The sequence below is a fragment of the Bartonella sp. AD328YNZD genome, assembly GCF_042196425.1.
In genome coordinates, this window is sequence record NZ_JBHIQG010000200.1 from 1626 (window position 1) to 4670 (window position 3045).

At 40.8% G+C, this 3045-nt stretch carries 2 protein-coding genes and 1 pseudogene; all 3 read left to right on the forward strand.

Annotation, left to right across the window (positions count from 1 at the left end; genetic code table 11):
• Positions 1 to 309, forward strand: a pseudogene (locus tag ACFIO3_RS09005) (Bcr/CflA family drug resistance efflux transporter); the annotation flags it as partial.
• 269 nt (positions 310 to 578) lie between these two features.
• Entirely contained in the window at positions 579 to 1310 is a 732-nt protein-coding gene (locus ACFIO3_RS09010) for an alpha/beta fold hydrolase (protein WP_375704347.1), read from the forward strand.
• Positions 1307 to 3045: isocitrate/isopropylmalate family dehydrogenase (locus ACFIO3_RS09015; protein ID WP_375704348.1), on the forward strand; the 1739-nt coding region annotated here is incomplete at its 3' end. The genes ACFIO3_RS09010 and ACFIO3_RS09015, both read left to right, overlap by 4 nt.

Below are 3045 nucleotides of genomic sequence, written 5' to 3' on the forward strand. Positions count from 1 at the left end.
ATGTATCTAAGCCCATGGCCCCTTGTGACAAGTTTTATCGCTATTGCTGTTCTTACTTTTGGCAATGGTTTTTTATTACCGTTAGGAACAGCGTTGGCTATTTCATCGCATCCGCAAGCTGCTGGAGCGGCTTCTGGTGTTATGGGGTCTTTGCAATTAGGAAGTGCGGCACTCAGTGCGGCGGTTATCGGAAAAATCTCTGGTCATAGCCCACGGGCTATGGCAACTTTGTTAGCAGGGTGTTGCCTCATTGGTTTTATCATTTATATTCGAAATGCCCGTGTTTTTATGATTTCAGAAATAAGCTGAGTAAAATGATAAAAAGAAAGCATTATGCGGAAATGCTTTTGATGTTTTATACAAATGGGGGCACCTGTACATTAGATGAATTTTTTTATTAAGTTGTTTGATTGGGTGGGGTTAAATTTATCACAGGCTTAGTGTGCGTTTAACAAATCACTGATTACGGGGGGGAAGCTTATGAGTTTAGAATTTCAACATATCTGTATTTTCATGATAGTGGGTGGGAAGAGTTTCTGCCTGAATGCATGTTTTAAAATAGGGGGAAAAATTGAGCAATGCGCTTTCCTATTATTATTCTTTCTCCTGTGATGCCAGTTTGGGATGATGGTGTCTTTTGTTCTCCATTGACAACGCTATGTTCAACAAAAGGATTCCCTGTCACTCTGCTGGACACACTCTCTCTTTTTCCTAAGAGTTCTCATGTTCTCAATCATTCTGTTGTAGAGACTTTATCTTTTATGACAGAAAAACTTAAAAGCTATTTTAAAGAGCCTACGGTGTTGGTAGGATTTTCTATGGCTGGAACATTGGTACAAATATTGGCAGTACAGCTTCCCAATGTTCAAGCTGTGCTTGCTGTGAATGCACCTGGCTATCCAGATAAGGTTTTGCAACGGCGCCTTGGAGATATTCTTGCCTCCTTAGAAAATAATGATTTATCGGGGGCTTTGGAAATACTCAATGGTTTTATGCATCCTTCTGGCATTATGAAAAAAAGAGCCTTATTGGAGATTCCTGATGAAAAAAAAAGCGTGGCAATTGAACGCATGACAAGAGGGTTTAAACTCTTATTAGAAATAGATGCTAGAGATGAAATAGTTAAGTATAAGGGGAAGTTTTTAGCTTTAGTGGGAGAAAAGTCGCAACTTGCAACGGTAGATAATCAGACGAAAAGTCATAATCCGAACCATGAATATAAGATTGTTTCTGGTGCTGGTACGCGTTTGTGGGAGGATAATCCTACTATGATGGATGCAGTTATTGATGAGTGGCTGGAGGGACTATGAAAAAGAAAGTACTTGTATTACCTGGTGATGGGATAGGATCAGAGGTTTGTGATGCTGCGCTGATGGTCTTAGAGCAATTCCAATTGCCGATTGAATTGACTTATGGTGATATTGGTTTTGAATGTTGGAAACAGGAAGGAGATCCTATTCCTCAAGCGACTTGGCAAAAAATTACTCAGAGTGATGCTATTTTACTTGGTGCTGTGACCAGTAAAGGAAAAGAAGCGGCTTTAAAAGAACTTGCTCCGCATTTAAAAGAGAAAAACCTTAGCTATGTTTCTCCCGCACTTCAACTTCGCCAAAAGTTAGGTTTGTTTGCGAATATATGTCCTGTAAGATACATCTTTGGTCCCCAACGTCCTTTTCATTTTTGTGTTATCAGAGAAAATAGTGAAGGCCTTTATGCTGGATTGGATTTTCGGGGTATTCCTCCTGAAACAGCCGTTTGGCTAAAACATCCAAATTTGACAAAATATGGGCTTGAGGAGGCCGCGTGGACAGTTCGTTTGCAGACACGCTTTGGTTTAGAACGGTTATTTGAATATGCTTTTTCGTATGCACGCAGACATGGGTTTGGGCGGGTTACTTTTGCTGATAAGCCCAATGTTCTGCGAGAAAGTGGTCAGTTTGCTCAGGAAATTTTTGAGAAAATTGCGCAAAATTATCCGGAAATTGAATCAGATATTCATGATGTTGATGCGGTTGCTTTGTGGATTGCAACCAAGCCAGAGCAGTTTGGTGTGATTGTTGCTGAAAATATGTTTGGCAATATTCTCTCTACTCTTGGCTCTGGTATAATGGGAGGAGGGGAGCTTGCGTCTCATGTGAATGTGGGGAGCGAGATTGCTTGTTTTGAACCTGTTCATGGAAGCGTACCACGTATTGCTGGACAAAATAAAGCCAATCCTTCTGCGATGCTTTATACCACGGCTTTACTCTTAGAGCATTTAGGCTTTAAAGATGCAGCAAAACAACTGGCTGAGAGTGTTGATCAGGTTATTCGTGCTGGAAAAACCGTTACCTATGATCTTGGAGGTATAGCCTCTACCCGTCAAATGGCTGAAGCTGTTCGCAATTCTCTTATGAATTCTGTCTTTGTTCATCGTGCTGCCATTATTACCATTGGTGATGAACTCCTTTCAGGACAATATTTGAATACAAACTTACAAGATTTAAGCCAAAGCTTGAACAAGAGAAATATTCAAGTCACACGTCATTTTGTTTGTGCTGATCAATTACAGCAAATCAGTGAGACTGTTGTTTCTTGTCTTGGACAAGAAGATCTTATCATTATCAGTGGGGGATTGGGACCAACATCAGATGATAAAACACGCGATGGAGTTGCTCAAGCTGTAAAGCAGCCTTTGGTACATCATGAAGATGTTTGGCAAACAATAAAAGGTCAATTACAACGATTAGGGATTACGGCGGATAAGAGTAATGCACGTCAAGCATTGTTTCCTGAGACAGCAACCGTACTTGATAATCCTACAGGCACAGCACCAGGGTTTTATCTCTCTTGCGATGGAAGTACGCTTGTTGTTTTGCCTGGTCCACCATCACAGGCTCTTGCGCTTTTAGAGAATTATTTAGAACACAACGAGAAGAGATATTCTTCTGTATCGCGTGCGGGGTATGCATGGACTTTGATTGGAATTGATGAAAGTACTATTGCGCAGTGGGTTGATGATCATCTTGAAAATGAACCCTTTGAGCGGCATTTTTTATGGAAAAG